11 protein-coding genes are annotated in these 12,637 nt (G+C 37.8%); 1 reads left to right on the top strand and 10 read right to left on the bottom strand.

Features of this window, described 5'->3' with window-relative positions; genetic code table 11:
- Position 1 precedes the first annotated feature (1 nt).
- The 10 genes from PATL70BA_RS16005 to lepA all read right to left on the bottom strand — a co-directional run bounded on the left by PATL70BA_RS16005 (position 2) and on the right by lepA (position 11,564).
- Positions 2 to 1,156 carry a cysteine desulfurase family protein gene (locus PATL70BA_RS16005; protein WP_125138327.1) on the bottom strand — a complete coding sequence of 385 codons (1,155 nt, stop codon included), beginning with the start codon at positions 1,154 to 1,156 and terminating at the stop codon, positions 2 to 4.
- Between the two features lie 130 nt (positions 1,157 to 1,286).
- The gene (locus PATL70BA_RS16000) at positions 1,287 to 1,652 is read right to left on the bottom strand and encodes a response regulator (RefSeq protein WP_125138508.1); all 366 of its coding nucleotides are present in this window, start codon (positions 1,650 to 1,652) and stop codon (positions 1,287 to 1,289) included.
- Positions 1,642 to 2,394 carry a 16S rRNA (uracil(1498)-N(3))-methyltransferase gene (locus PATL70BA_RS15995; protein ID WP_125138326.1) on the bottom strand — a complete coding sequence of 251 codons (753 nt, stop codon included), beginning with the start codon at positions 2,392 to 2,394 and terminating at the stop codon, positions 1,642 to 1,644. The genes PATL70BA_RS16000 and PATL70BA_RS15995 overlap by 11 nt, the downstream gene beginning before the upstream one ends.
- 8 nt (positions 2,395 to 2,402) lie before the next feature.
- Complete coding sequence (prmA, locus tag PATL70BA_RS15990) at positions 2,403 to 3,326, bottom strand: 50S ribosomal protein L11 methyltransferase (RefSeq protein ID WP_125138325.1); 924 nt, start codon at positions 3,324 to 3,326, stop codon at positions 2,403 to 2,405.
- Between the two features lie 8 nt (positions 3,327 to 3,334).
- Positions 3,335 to 4,465, bottom strand: coding sequence for a molecular chaperone DnaJ (gene dnaJ, locus PATL70BA_RS15985; protein WP_125138324.1), 1,131 nt, complete (start codon positions 4,463 to 4,465; stop codon positions 3,335 to 3,337).
- Between the two features lie 372 nt (positions 4,466 to 4,837).
- Positions 4,838 to 6,688: a molecular chaperone DnaK gene (gene dnaK / locus PATL70BA_RS15980; protein ID WP_125138323.1), complete on the bottom strand. Its 1,851-nt coding sequence runs from the start codon at positions 6,686 to 6,688 to the stop codon at positions 4,838 to 4,840.
- A 124-nt stretch (positions 6,689 to 6,812) separates the two neighbouring features.
- Positions 6,813 to 7,424, bottom strand: a complete 612-nt coding sequence (grpE, locus tag PATL70BA_RS15975; protein WP_243115936.1) for a nucleotide exchange factor GrpE — start codon at positions 7,422 to 7,424, stop codon at positions 6,813 to 6,815.
- Positions 7,425 to 7,449: 25 nt separating this feature from the next.
- The gene (hrcA, locus tag PATL70BA_RS15970; protein ID WP_172596301.1) at positions 7,450 to 8,490 is read right to left on the bottom strand and encodes a heat-inducible transcriptional repressor HrcA; all 1,041 of its coding nucleotides are present in this window, start codon (positions 8,488 to 8,490) and stop codon (positions 7,450 to 7,452) included.
- Positions 8,491 to 8,600: 110 nt separating this feature from the next.
- Complete coding sequence (gene hemW, locus PATL70BA_RS15965; RefSeq protein WP_125138320.1) at positions 8,601 to 9,743, bottom strand: radical SAM family heme chaperone HemW; 1,143 nt, start codon at positions 9,741 to 9,743, stop codon at positions 8,601 to 8,603.
- A 9-nt stretch (positions 9,744 to 9,752) separates the two neighbouring features.
- Positions 9,753 to 11,564, bottom strand: coding sequence for a translation elongation factor 4 (gene lepA / locus PATL70BA_RS15960; protein WP_243115935.1), 1,812 nt, complete (start codon positions 11,562 to 11,564; stop codon positions 9,753 to 9,755).
- A 226-nt stretch (positions 11,565 to 11,790) separates the two neighbouring features.
- Here lepA and PATL70BA_RS15955 point away from each other — a divergent pair, with 226 nt between their 5' ends.
- Positions 11,791 to 12,501, top strand: a complete 711-nt coding sequence (locus PATL70BA_RS15955; protein WP_172596300.1) for a YaaA family protein — start codon at positions 11,791 to 11,793, stop codon at positions 12,499 to 12,501.
- The last annotated feature ends 136 nt before the right edge of the window (positions 12,502 to 12,637 follow it).

Below are 12,637 nucleotides of genomic sequence, written 5' to 3'. Positions count from 1 at the left end.
CCTACTTTCTTTTAAATCTTCTAAGTATGGGCAATAACCGGTTCAATTGTTCTATAAATTGATCGACTTCTTCTTGTGTATTATATTTTGAAAAACTCAAACGTATCGCATTGTCTTTTTCCTCATGAGTCAGATTAAGTGCCGAAAGGGTAATACTATGATTTTTCTTTTTAGAAGAACATGCAGATCCCGTGGATACATATATCTCAAGTTCTTCCAATGCATGAAGTAGAACTTCACTTTTGACACCCAAAACACCTATGTTCAATAGATGATAAGCGCCTTTTTCGATGTCACCGTTAAAAGTAATATCAGGAACGTCTTGCCTAAGTCTAGCAATCATATATTTCTTTATACCCTCTATATGGTTTCTATTATCCTGAAGCTGATCATAGGCTTCCTCTGTGGCCACACCAAGACCAATAATACCCGGTACGTTTTCCGTACCTGATCGTATACCGTTTTCTTGACGACCTCCATAAAACAAGGGTGTTATTTTAGTACCTTCTTTTATATATATGGCACCGATACCTTTGGGACCATGAATTTTATGACCACTTAGGGTTAATAGGTCTATTTGATCTTTTGTTGGTGTTAAAATATATTTACCAAAAGCCTGAATGGCATCCACATGAAATAATGTTTTTGGGTTTATAGCTTTAATGAGTTTCCCTATTGTCGACATATCTTGGATCGTGCCGATTTCATTGTTTACATACATAATGGATACCATTAAGGTGTCTTGTCTTATAAGTTGTTCTAACGTTTCTATTTGAATATATCCCATACTATCTGTGGGTATGGTTTCAACCTCATAACCTAAGGTTTCAAGATATCGAACCGTTTCCTTAACAGATGGATGTTCGATAGATGAGACCAATATATGCCTACCACTTCTTTTATTGGCTACCGCCACACCGGAGATCGCAATATTGTTGGCTTCTGTCCCACCAGAGGTAAAATAGATTTCTTTTTTATTGACTTTTAAAGCTTGCGCAAGGTTTTGTCTACTGGTTTCAATGGCTTTTTCTGCTTCAAACCCTTTTTGATGTAAGGATGAAGGATTTCCAAAGTTCGTAGTTAACATATGCAACATGGCTTGTGCTACTTTGTCGGGCACTTTCGTAGTTGCCGCATTATCAAAATATATTTCCATTTTATCTCCTTAGACTTTTACTTAAACGTATTCTACCACGCTTCAAGGCTGAATGCTTGAGTATGACTTTCCTAGAGAAGAACAAAAAAGGCAGGTCGCCCTACCTCTCTTTTATTCTACAATCGAATGTTTATTTACTCATGACATTTTCGATGGCTTGCACGACACGTGCTTTTTGAAAAGGTTTAACTATAAAGTCTTTTGCGCCATTTTTTATGGCTTCCACAACCATAGGCTGCTGTCCCATAGCTGAACACATGATAACTTTTGAGTTTGGTGATACTTCCATGATTTTTGGTAATGCAGTAACGCCATCCATCTCAGGCATAGTGATATCCAAGGTCACAACGTCAGGAGTCAGTTCTTTGGCAAGTTTTATAGCTTCAAGTCCATTGCCCGCCTCACCACACACTTCATAACCATCTTCAACCAACATTTTCTTAAGTACTGTTCTCATAAATACTGCATCATCTACAACTAAAACTCTAATTGCCATCATTATCCTCCTCGATTTGTATCATTATATTCGCAAGCAAAGTCATGCCCGCTGTCTCCGTACGTAAGATACGTCGGCCTAATGATATGATTTTTGCTTCCGTGGCCATTAAATGATTGATTTCTTCTTGATCAAAGCCGCCTTCAGGGCCAATGACGATACCGATGTTCTTAATACCCTTTAGTTGACCAAGAACAGTTCTTGTATACGCCATGCCATCAGCATTCTCATAAGGCACTAATACAAGATCCATCCTCTCCAGTTGTTCCATCATACCTTTAAAGCCAACCGGTGTCTGAACGACTGGTATGATACTTCTTTTGGATTGTTTTGCAGCTGCTTCTGCAATACCTTCCCAGCGTTCAACTTTCTTCTTAGCTGTCTTGTCATCTAGCTTAACAACGCAACGCTTCATCTTAACCGGAATTATCTCGCACACGCCTAATTCAATGTTTTTTTGAATGATCCATTCCATTTTGTCTTTTTTAGGAATACCTTGAAATAGTGAGATTTTACTTAATAATTCATTGGTAGTGGGTACCACGGTATCTATATCCAGTAAAATCTCATCCTCCATAATTGTTTTTATTATACAACGATAGTCCTTTTGTTGTCCATCACTAATTGTCACAACATCACCGACACGCAAGCGTAATACTTGCTTCATATGGTTCATATTTGCACCCTCGATGAGGATAGTTTTATCTTTCACTTGATCCGGTTCTACAAAAAATCGATACATGTGTCTCCTTATAGACTAGCCTTAATCGCTACCCATTCACCTTTTCTGCGAATCTCAACAATACTAAAACCTTCTTGGGATAGAGCATCCGTCACTGCTTTCTCTTTTTCATTCAATATGCCGGATGCAATAAATATACCTGAAGTATGTAGAATTTTTTTTACATCCTTCACGATGCCTATGATGACCTCTGCCAAGATATTTGCGACCACCGTATTTACCGGTGATTGAATGTTCTCTAATAAATTGCCTTTGCAAATGGTTACCTTATCTTCTAAAGCGTTGTTTTTGACATTTTCTTTTGCTATTTTAACCGCATTCTCGTCAATATCTACACCGATAGCCGATTTGGCACCCAGTCTCACAGCAGCCATGGCTAATATACCACTACCACAACCTATGTCTGCTACCTGCCCTAGTTCCTGACTACATGCCTGTAATAGTTCAATGCACAAATAGGTGGTTTCATGGGTGCCGGTTCCAAATGCCATTCCCGGGTCTATGGCTATCACCATGTCACCTTCTATTAAATCCGGCTTCTCCCAAATAGGTGTGATGACCATATGATCGCCTACTCTAAAGGGCTTATAAAAAGTTTTCCATTTATTTTCATAGTCCTCATCCGGCATGGTTTCTATTGTGATTAATCCCGAACCGATTTCTAGGAAAGTTCTTAAGTCCTTTAAGCCCTTTTCTATATCCGTTCTACAAACTTCTATATCCTGATTTTCATCTAGATAGACAACAACACGGTATTCTTCAAATGGAACTAAAGTATCCGCTACATAATTGGCATACATGGCTTCCTTATCTGGTTCAGATAAGTATTGATCTTCGATTTCTAGACCTTCCATGCCCATATCAAAGAGCATATTACTAACGGCATCGACACTTAGTGGCGCCACATGAATTTTTAATTTTGTCCACTTCATCTTAGCCTCTATTTCTCCAAGGTATCTTTGATTTTGTTAAAAATACCTTTTTTCTTTTTACCTTCATCAACGGTTTCACCGGCTAGTTCTGCCAACTGTATGAAAAGTTCTCGTTCTTCATCACTAAGGCTTTTTGGCGTCATAACCGAAACGGTTACATATTGATCCCCTCTTAGCTTTATATTATTAAGATGAGGAACCCCTTTACCTCTTAGTCTGAATTTTGTATTGGTTTGTGTGCCAGCTTTTATTTCATAGGTCACATTACCATCTATGGTTGGGACTGAGACTTCTGTTCCAAGAGCTGCTTGTGAAAAACTGATTGGAAGTTCGTAGTAAATGTCTTCACCACGTCTTTCTAAAATGGCATGAGGCTTAACATAAACCTGTAGTATAACATCACCTTTTGGTCCGCCATTAATACCCGGTTCACCTTTACCTCTAAGACGCATACTCTGACCATGATCAATACCTGCCGGTATGGTTACGGATAATTTCTTGTTCTGCTTTTTAAGACCACTACCATGACAGTCTGTACATTTTTCTTTAATCATTTGACCTGATCCACCACACTGGTGACAAGTACGAACGCTTTGGACTGTACCAAATAAAGTTTGTTGGTTATACCTTACCTGTCCTTGACCTGCACAAGTCGTACAAGTTTCTTTTGAAGTACCGGGCTTTGCCCCACTACCATCACAAGTATCACAAGGTTCAGAAACAGTTACAAAAATCTCTTTTTCAACACCAAAAATAGCTTCCTCAAACTCTAGATTAATACGTGCTTGAATGTTATCGCCTTTTTGAGGTGCATTGGCTCTTCGTCTTGAACCGCCACCGAAAAAGTCGCCGAAAATATCGCCAAACATGTCACCCATATCATTAAAGCCACCATAACCGCCGCCACCTTGGGTAAACGCTGCATGACCGAACTGGTCATACTGTTGTCTTTTGGTTGCATCACTAAGTATCTCATAAGCTTCCGTTGCTTCTTTGAATTTTTGTTCAATTTCTTCACTGTTATGATTCATATCCGGATGATACTGCTTAGCAAGATTACGATATGCTTTTTTGATCTCCGGTCCACTCGCTTGCCTGTTTACACCTAACACTTCATAATAATCTCTTTTATCTGCCATTTGACCACCTCAATAAACTTATTTCTACAACGGTTACATCTATGTATATGAGCACACATAAAAAATGAATACACAGCTTATGGTGCCTTGACTTTGAACACTAAAATCAGCAGAACCTATTATACAGCAAAGCCAGCCTATTAACAATGACCGTTTTGTGAATAATAGATTATGCTACTTAGATTTTTCATATGTTTATATTGAAAAACATTCATAGAGGCAGGTTTGTTATAAGACATGGATATATATTTTAAGTTACATTTTAACATGTAAACCCGCCTCTATGAATATTAATAATAATTGGAATAATAAGAATAATAAGGACCGTACCGCTTGGTACGGTCCTAGTGAAATGCTTCTTGCTATCTTGTTCTATTCTTCTTTGAAGTCCGCATCAATGAATTCTTCTTCTGCATTTGCTTCACCTTGTGGTTCACTTTCTGGGTTAGCGCCTGCTGCTGCTGACTTCTCATACATCTTCTGTGATACTTCTTGGAATACGGCTGTAAGTGCTTCTTTAGCAACCTTAATTTCTTCTACATCACTATCACTCATAGTTTCAGACTTTGTTTTCTCAAGTAAATCTTTAAGCTTTTTAACTTCTGCTTCAAGTCTTTCTTTATCACTTGGATCTATTTGATCTTTGATCTCTTCTAGAGACTTTTCAGTTTGGAATACCAATGAATCTGCTTCGTTACGTGTATCAATGGCTTCTTTTTTCTTCTTATCTTGTGCTTCATGTGCCTTAGCTTCTTCAACCGCACGGTTGATTTCATCATCTGAAAGATTGGTGCTTGCGGTAATGGTAATGTGTTGTTCTTTACCTGTACCCAAATCTTTGGCCAATACTTTTACAATACCATTCGCATCAATATCAAATGTTACTTCAATCTGTGGTACACCACGTCTGGCTGCTGGTATGCCATCAAGCTTAAAGTTACCAAGTGTTTTGTTATCACGCGCAAATTCTCTTTCTCCTTGTACGACGTGAATATCAACGGCAGGTTGATTGTCTTCAGCAGTGGAGAAAACTTGGCTTTTCTTTGTTGGTATGGTTGTATTTCTTTCAATCAGTTTGGTAGCAACACCACCAAGTGTTTCGATACCAAGAGACAATGGTGTAACATCCAGTAAGAGAATATTACCAGCACCTGCATCTCCTGAAAGCTTACCACCTTGTATACCGGCACCAACCGCTACACATTCATCCGGGTTAATGCCTTTAAAAGCGTCTTTACCTGTAAGGCTCTTAACAGCTTCCTGAACAGCTGGCACTCTTGTTGAACCACCAACCAATAGAATCTTATCTAATTCTCCTACATCAATACCTGCATCTTTTAATGCTTGCTTAACAGGGCCTAATGTGGATTTCACCAAATCATCGGTGAGTTCATCGAATTTTGCTCTGGTTAAAGTCACGTCCAAATGCTTAGGACCTTCTTGTGTTGCTGTAATAAATGGTAGGTTGATATTGGAAGTTGTACTGGAGGAAAGCTCAATTTTAGCCTTTTCAGCTGCTTCTTTTAATCGTTGCATCGCCATTTTATCATTGGATAAATCGACGCCTTCTGCATTTTTGAATTCAGATACGAGATACTTAATAACGCGAGCATCAAAGTCATCACCACCAAGATGGTTGTTACCACTTGTTGCTAGAACTTCTAGGACACCATCACCGATTTCTATCAATGAAACGTCAAAAGTACCGCCACCTAAGTCAAATACCATAATTTTTTGTTCATGTTCATTGTCAAGACCATAAGCAAGTGCTGCTGCTGTAGGTTCATTGATAATTCTCTTTACATCAAGTCCGGCGATTTTCCCTGCATCTTTTGTTGCTTGTCTTTGACTGTCATTAAAGTAAGCAGGTACGGTAATAACCGCCTCTGTTACAGATTCACCAAGATATGCTTCTGCATCTGCCTTAAGTTTTTGTAAGATCATAGCAGAAATTTCTTGTGGTGAGTATTTTTTATCGTCTATTGATACTTTGTGATCTGTTCCCATCTCTCTTTTGATGGATATGATGGTTTTATCTGGGTTGGTGATGGCTTGTCTTTTTGCTGGTTCGCCCACGACTCTTTCACCGGTTTTTGTAAACGCTACAACAGAAGGGGTTGTTCTTGAACCTTCTGCATTTGCTATAACGACTGGCTTACCGCCTTCCATTACTGCTACACATGAATTCGTTGTTCCTAAATCTATTCCTATTATTTTACCCATTGTAATGCCTCCTTGTTATTTATATTAATATTGCCCATGATCGTTGTTGTTTTATTACGTTGATGCGTTCGTAATTTATATATTCTATTTGTAAGTTCAACTAAGTAGTGTTGATACATTAACCTTAATTAACGACTTTGACCATACTGTATCTTAGTACAGAGTCTTTATACTTATAACCTTTTTGGTAAACGGCTGCCACAATGCTTTCGTCATGATCATCTGAAGTTTCATGCTGTACAGCATGATGCAAGTGTGGGTCAAAAACCTGATCTAAAGCTTCAATTTCTTCAACGCCCATTTCCTTAAGTGCTGCAACCAGTTGCTTGTAAATCATGCTAATACCTTTCACAAAGGAATCTTCCTTATGATCATCCGTCACTGCATCAAATGCCCGTTCAAAATTATCAACGATGGGCAATAAGACCTCAAGTATTTCCTTAGCACCTTTTTCATACATCAGGTCCTTTTCCTTCAAGGTTCTTTTTCTAAAATTATCAAATTCTGCCAGCGTTCTATGATGACGATCGACTTGTTCTTTTAATTCTGCTTCCTTTTGTTCCAGTTGCTTTTCAAGAGATACCACCTCTATGGTTTCTGTTTCCGTTTCTGCTACAACTTCCACATCCTCCACTTGATCCATTGCATCTTCTAGATCTGGCCCCTTATCAGAAGTCACGTCTAAGCTTTCCTCTGACAAGACTTCTTCGTCTTTCTTATTCTTATCATTTTTCAAAACGATACATCCTTTCTTAAGATGACTATGAATCATTCATCCTTTTTTCTATTTCTTTAATTAAGCACTTCAGAGAAAATATGGCACTTTGGTAATCCATTCTCCTCGGGCCAATCAATCCAATCACACCCAGTGGCTTGCCACCGATATGATAAGTTGTTGTAATCAAGCTACAATCCTTCATATTCTCGTTATTATTTTCTGAACCAATCTTAATTTTTACACCATCTGTTTCAATGCTTTCACCATCAAAATCATTTAGTAGTAACTGTCGGATATAATCCTTCTTATCCAAAGTTTCCATAATCGATGTTGCTTTCTCAAGATCACTAAATTCCGGAAGCCTTAGCATATTAATGGCACCGGATGTGTAGATTTGTGTGTCATCATTGTTATGAACGGCTTGAAACACGACTTCCAATACTTTACCAATTATTTCATCCTGGTTACCTGCAAAGGCTTTAATTTTTTCAATAAGCGGTAGATTGATTTCCTCAACATCAAGTCCATGAAGCTGATTATTCAAGATAAATGAAAGCTTATTAAGCATCGGTTGATCCATATCTTCATTGATTTCCAGTACATAGTTATTGGCCATATTACCATCGGTAACGATGACCGCTAAGACTTTCTGTGCTTCCAGTTCAATCAATTGGATGTTCTTGATTTTGCATTTGGAATATTGAGGCGTAGAAACAATGGCAGTAAGATTAGTCTCTTTTGCTAATACAGCAACGATATCTTGTAAGAGGGTTTCAATACGTCCTGCTTTACTTAGTAAAGCTTCCACATAGGATAAATGCTTTGGACTGTCATATTTGGCACTCAAAATCATATCCACATAGAGACGGTATCCCTTGTCTGACGGAATGCGTCCTGCTGATGTGTGGGGTTGCATGATGAATCCAAGTTCTTCTAAGTCGGACATCTCATTTCTTATAGTTGCCGGGGATATACCCAAATCGTAATTCTTAGAGATGGTTCTTGATCCCACCGGTTCAGCTGTATCTAAGTAATTAGAAATGATTGCCTCGAGTATTTTAAGTTTTCGTTCGTTGAGTTCCATGCCATCATCACCTCTCGCATTGTCAGCACTCATTTGTGTGGAGTGCTAACATCTGAGTTAATAATATTATTTTTTCATGGGTTTGTCAATATGTAATCCATAAAAAACTATTAAAAGTTTATAAACTGTGCCAACACATAGTTGCTAAGATCCAAGCCTCTTCTCGTAAGTCGGATCCATCCGTCGCTCTCAACAAGCATCTCTTCTTCTACTAATTGTTTTATAATCGGTCTATAGGGCGCTATGAGCTCTTCTTCAAAATCTTCATAAACCTTTACAAGACTGATACCTTTTAATTGCCTTAATCCCAGAAAAAAATATTCTTCCAATCGATTGATCGCGTTCCCTGTTTGTTCTAGCTCACGTATCTCATCAAGTTCATGACTTTTTGATATATAGATTTTTAGATTTTCGATATTTTTGTAGCGGTTAAGATTTAGATAAGAAGCTGCTCCAAGTCCAACGCCCAGATAAGGCGCTAGCGTCCAATAAGACTGATTATGTCTGCCTATTCTACCCGGTTTACCATAGCTTGAGATCTCGTAATGCTCATAGCCTTTGCTTTCTAAAAAATCATGGGCCCACCAATACATCCGGCGTTCCTCATCTTCATCCGGCAGATCTAAAAGACCTTTTTTATTTTGACTTTCAAAAACCGTCCCAGGCTCAATGATTAAACCATATATGGATAGGTGTTCAGGCTCTAATTTTATTGTTTTTTCCAAAGTTGCTTTAAATGATTTGAATGTTTGGCCGGGAAGTCCAAACATAAGATCCAAGCTTATATTTTCAATACCCATAGCGCGCATCATTTGATAGGTTTCTAAAAAAACCTGGTAATCATGAATTCTACCAAGTGTCTTTAGCATTTGTTCTTCATCTGATTGTAGTCCCATACTCACACGATTAACGCCTGCATCTAAGTAAGCTCTAACTTTAAGTGCATCCACCATACCAGGATTTACCTCAATGGTGAATTCTCCATCTTCTGTCCACTCAAATACATCAAAGACCGCTTTCATAATTCTGCTAAATTGTTCTGCTGATAAAATCGAGGGCGTGCCACCGCCCATATAAATAGTTGAAAGCTTATTATTTAGATTTTGGCTTTTCATCCCTAAGATTTCAACAACTAAGGCATCTACATAGGCATCACGTAATATGAATTCTGAATGATCAAAGGACAGAAAATCACAATAGTCACATTTTTTTACACAAAACGGTATATGAATATATAGACCCATTACTTCCATACTAGCACCTTATTCATCCAGCTTTAAAATACTCATAAACGCATCTTGAGGCACTTCTACGTTACCTACTTGACGCATTCTTTTCTTACCGGCTTTTTGCTTTTCTAATAGTTTCCTTTTTCTAGAGATATCACCACCATAGCATTTAGCAAGGACATCTTTACGCATTGCTTTAATCGTAGATCTTGCAATAACTTTATTCCCTATGGCTGCTTGTATCGGTATCTCAAATTGGTGTCTTGGTATCTCATCTTTAAGTTTTTCGGCAATCTTTTTCCCTCTTTCATAAGCCTTATCCTCATGGACAATGAAAGAAAGTGCATCAACTACTTCTTTGTTGAGTAATATATCCAGCTTAACCAGATTTGATTCTTTGTAACCAATCAATTCATAGTCAAAAGATGCATAACCTCTGGTTCTAGATTTTAAAGCATCAAAGAAATCATAGATGATTTCGTTTAAAGGCAATTCATACATAAGCTGGGTTCTTGTATCTTCAATATATTCCATACCCAGATACTCACCACGACGGTCTTGACACAACTCCATAATGGAACCGATATACTCAGAAGGTACCATGATTTGCGCTTTTACAATCGGTTCTTCCATCATCCTTACCACTGAAAGATCCGGCATATCTGCTGGATTGGCAAGATCGATGATTTTCCCGTCGGTTTTATGTACTTTATAGATAACACTTGGTGCCGTTGTTATAATATCCATGTTAAATTCTCGTTCGATGCGCTCTTGAATAATCTCCAAGTGCAGTAATCCAAGAAAACCACATCTAAATCCAAACCCGAGTGCCAATGACGTCTCAGGTTCAAAATGAAGGGCTGCATCATTGAGTTTGAGTTTATCTAATGCATCTCTAAGGTCTTGGTATTTGGACCCGTCTACCGGATAGATACCACAATAAACCATAGAATTGACTTTTTTATATCCGGGTAGTGCTTCTTTTGCAGGATTAGATACCTTGGTAACTGTATCGCCTACCCTTGTATCTTGAACATCTTTAATACCTGCACTAATATAGCCTACATAACCTTCTTTAAGTTCATCACAAGGTATAAAAACACCAGGACCAAAATAACCCACTTCAATAACATCAAAAGTTTTTCCTGATGACATCATCTTGATTTTATCGCCTTTTTTCACCGTACCGTCTTTGATTCTACAGAAAATAATGACACCACGGTAGGGGTCATATTTGGAATCAAAGACAAGTGCTCTAAGAGGTTGATTCAAAACCACTGTAGGCGCCGGAATTGTGGTGATAATCATTTCTAGAACTTCTTCTATGTTGACGCCCTCTTTTGCAGATATCAACGGTGCATGTGCTGCCTCAAGACCTATTATATCTTCTACTTCCTGTATAACTCTTTGAGGGTCTGCACTGGGCAAATCAATCTTGTTGATGACAGGTAATATCTCTAGATCATGTTCAAGGGCTAAATATACATTGGCAAGGGTTTGGGCCTCAATACCTTGAGCGGCATCCACAACGAGAATGGCACCTTCACAAGCTGCCAAAGACCTGGATACTTCATAGTTAAAGTCCACATGACCCGGTGTATCAATCAGATTGAATACATACTCTTCACCATTATTGGCTTTATATACCAGTCGAACGGCTTGAGCTTTAATGGTAATGCCCCGTTCTCTCTCAAGATCCATGTTATCCAATACTTGCTCAGACATTTCTCGATCGGTTAAAAGTCCGGTTTTCTGTATGATTCGATCTGCCAAGGTTGATTTCCCGTGATCTATATGGGCAATAATGGAAAAATTTCTAATGTTTTTTTGTTCGATATCTGCCACAATATTCTTCCTTTCCAAAGTAAGGTTCTTGTCTCCTGATGGTACCATCTATTTTCATCAAGTATGAGGACAACTACATCATTCTCACATCAATTGATTATTATAGCATAGGGTTCTTGGTTATACAATCACAATTATACAGATCTTATTTGTTATCAATTGACAAATGTCATTATTCGAGTACACTTGAATTATCCCTTAAAACATTACGGATATGGAGGCCAATATGAAGATTATCATCTCACCAAGTAAAACACAAAATTATAGCAAGATACATAAAAGTGCCGTTCATGAGCCTTTATTTAATAAAGAAGCACTTTACCTTAATCAAAGGCTAAAAAAGCTTTCCAAAAAAAGCCTAAGTCATCTCATGGGGATAGATAATACCCTATTAGAACAAACCTATAGCAATATCAAAGATTTCGATATCGCCACACCCAACTGTGCCATAAGCACTTATACCGGTCTTGTATATAAACAACTCTCTCTAGATACATATAATAATGAACAGATTGAATATTTAGAAAAACATTTGGTGATTCTTTCTGCAATGTATGGTGCCTTAAAGCCTTTTGATGGTATAAAACCCTATCGCCTAGATATGAAAATGCCATTAATTCGACCTTCACTCTATAAATACTGGGAGAAACCTTTAGCCCACTACTTTAAGAATGAAACAGTCCTAATAGATCTATCTTCCAATGAATATGGCAAGATGCTACCCTCTCATAAAATCACCGTTAAGTTTATGGAAAAAAAGGATCCTGAATATAAGAACATAGCCACCTACTCAAAAATAGCCAGGGGACAATTGCTTGATTTAATGATTAAAAATCAAATTACACAACCTCATCAGCTTAAAACTGTATCATTTGAAGGTTATCACTATAACGCCAATCTATCCAATGAAAGAAGTATTGTTTTTACACGACCTTAAGCATTTATATATTGTCAAATTCTTGACATTTACCGGCCATTCCCTTAATATTAGTAGAAATGGTTTAAGTACTGGTTAAGGTGTCAAAATTATATAGTTGAACTTTCGCATAGAATATATAGTTATGAATGTATCA

This window comes from Petrocella atlantisensis, from assembly GCF_900538275.1.
Classification (GTDB): domain Bacteria; phylum Bacillota; class Clostridia; order Lachnospirales; family Vallitaleaceae; genus Petrocella; species Petrocella atlantisensis.
This window is presented reverse-complemented; position numbering and strand designations above follow the sequence as displayed.

Bases quoted from the DNA above. Each gene is read 5' to 3' on its own strand.
- PATL70BA_RS16005 (WP_125138327.1), bottom strand. From the start codon at position 1,156: ATGGAAATATATTTTGATAATGCGGCAACTACGAAAGTGCCCGACAAA.
- PATL70BA_RS16000 (WP_125138508.1), bottom strand. From the start codon at position 1,652: ATGGCAATTAGAGTTTTAGTTGTAGATGATGCAGTATTTATGAGAACA.
- PATL70BA_RS15995 (WP_125138326.1), bottom strand. From the start codon at position 2,394: ATGTATCGATTTTTTGTAGAACCGGATCAAGTGAAAGATAAAACTATC.
- prmA (WP_125138325.1), bottom strand. From the start codon at position 3,326: ATGAAGTGGACAAAATTAAAAATTCATGTGGCGCCACTAAGTGTCGAT.
- dnaJ (WP_125138324.1), bottom strand. From the start codon at position 4,465: ATGGCAGATAAAAGAGATTATTATGAAGTGTTAGGTGTAAACAGGCAA.
- dnaK (WP_125138323.1), bottom strand. From the start codon at position 6,688: ATGGGTAAAATAATAGGAATAGATTTAGGAACAACGAATTCATGTGTA.
- hrcA (WP_172596301.1), bottom strand. From the start codon at position 8,490: ATGGAACTCAACGAACGAAAACTTAAAATACTCGAGGCAATCATTTCT.
- hemW (WP_125138320.1), bottom strand. From the start codon at position 9,743: ATGGAAGTAATGGGTCTATATATTCATATACCGTTTTGTGTAAAAAAA.
- PATL70BA_RS15955 (WP_172596300.1), top strand. From the start codon at position 11,791: ATGAAGATTATCATCTCACCAAGTAAAACACAAAATTATAGCAAGATA.